Origin of the sequence: Pontibacterium sp., from assembly GCF_041587635.1 — a bacterium.
Lineage (GTDB): Bacteria > Pseudomonadota > Gammaproteobacteria > Pseudomonadales > Balneatricaceae > Pontibacterium.
Window position 1 is genome coordinate 1 of sequence record NZ_JBFGYC010000699.1, and the last position, 1,732, is coordinate 1,732.

The following is a 1,732-nucleotide window of genomic DNA, read 5'->3' on the forward strand; positions in this document are numbered from 1 at the left end:
GATGAGAATCGCAAAATTACCTTCGTTAATCCTGCTGCGCATCGATTGCTTGCACGTCGTGAAGCGACGTTGCGTCAGTTTCTGCCGCAATTTGATGTCAATAATCTGGTCGGTGCATGCATCGACATGTTTCACCGAAACCCTAAGCATCAGGAAGCGTTGCTCTCCGATGCTTCACTCTTGCCTTATACCGGAAAAATTACCCTACCGGGCGTTGTGTTGGAAGTGACAGCGACCATGGTCACCAATGGTGATGGTGAGTATCGCGGTAATATGGTTGAGTGGCGTGATTTAACCGAAGAGGTTGAAACGGAAAATAACATCCAGAAACTGATTGCTAATGCAGTTAACGGCGATCTAAATGATCGATTGGAAACCGAGCATCTGGATGGCTTCAATAAGGTTTTATGTGAGTCCATCAATCGCCTGCTGGATGAAATTATCCGTCCTATCCATGATGCCTCTGAAGTTGTTAAAGGGCTGTCGGAAGGTGATCTGACCAAGCAAGTCACTGCGGATTATCAGGGTGAGTTTGGTGCGCTGAAGCAGGCGGTAAACTCCTCTATCGGTAACCTGCTGGGGATGGTTGAAGAGATTCGCGAGTCCTCTATGAATATCGGTACGGCTGCGACGCAGATCTCTGCCGGCAATACTGATCTCAGCCAGCGTACTGAAGAGCAGGCGTCCAGTCTGGAAGAAACCGCATCCAGTATGGAAGAGATGACCAGTACGGTTAAGCAGAACGCCGATAACGTAAAAGATGCCAGTCGTCTGGCCAGTAGCGCCCGAGAACAGGCTGAGAAAGGTGGTGCAATTGTTGCCTCGGCAGTCACTGCAATGGGAGAGATTAACTCTCGCAGTAAGAAGATCGCGGATATCATTGGTGTTATTGACGAGATTGCTTTCCAGACTAACATCCTGGCCCTGAATGCTGCGGTCGAAGCGGCTCGTGCGGGTGAGCAGGGGCGCGGCTTCGCGGTGGTGGCGGCTGAAGTACGAAATCTGGCGCAGCGTAGTGCGAGTGCAGCCAAAGAGATTAAATCCCTGATCAACGACAGTGTTGAGAAAGTGGAAGAAGGCACGCGTCTGGTGAGTGATTCGGGGTCCAGTCTTGATCAGATCGTTTCCGCCGTTAAGCGTGTGAGCGAGATCGTATCGGAGATTGCTGCTGCGAGTGAAGAGCAGTCCATCGGTATTGAGCAGGTGAACAAGGCGATCATGCAGCTAGAGCAGGTGACCCAGCAGAATGCTGCATTGGTGGAAGAGGCTGCCGCGAGTAGCGAAGCCATGCGAGATCAGTCACAAAACCTGAACAGCTTGATTGGCTTCTTTGATACCGGTTCTGGTGGTCGCCAGCCCGCATCACGCCGCGCGCCTGCTGGTTATCCAGAGGCACGAGCAGAGCGGCCCGCATCACGCCGTGCTCCCCAGCCTCGTCAGCAGGCTGCATCCGAAGACGAGTTTTGGGAAGAGTTTTAATCGTGGATTATTGAAGATGTATCCTTATGAGACCGATAAAAAGGGAATTTGAATTACGCGATCGGGAATTTCAGTATATTCGTGATCTCGTAATGACTCAGACGGGTATTGTTGTCAGCGAGAATAAGCAAGAGCTGATTTATAGTCGTCTGTCCAAGCGAGTCAGGGCGCTTAATCTGGGAGGTTTTGGTGATTACATCGACCTCCTGGAAGAGGGGCGTAATAAGGATGAAATGGTGGCGTTTGTTAACGC

General features: G+C 51.0%; 1 protein-coding gene and 1 pseudogene. Both read left to right on the forward strand.

Features of this window, described 5'->3' with window-relative positions:
- The coding region (locus tag ABYW01_RS20880; RefSeq protein ID WP_372836469.1) for a methyl-accepting chemotaxis protein at positions 1–1,479 on the forward strand (1,479 nt) is incomplete at its 5' end.
- A gap of 26 nt (positions 1,480–1,505) precedes the next feature.
- Positions 1,506–1,732, forward strand: a pseudogene (locus ABYW01_RS20885) (chemotaxis protein CheR); the annotation flags it as partial.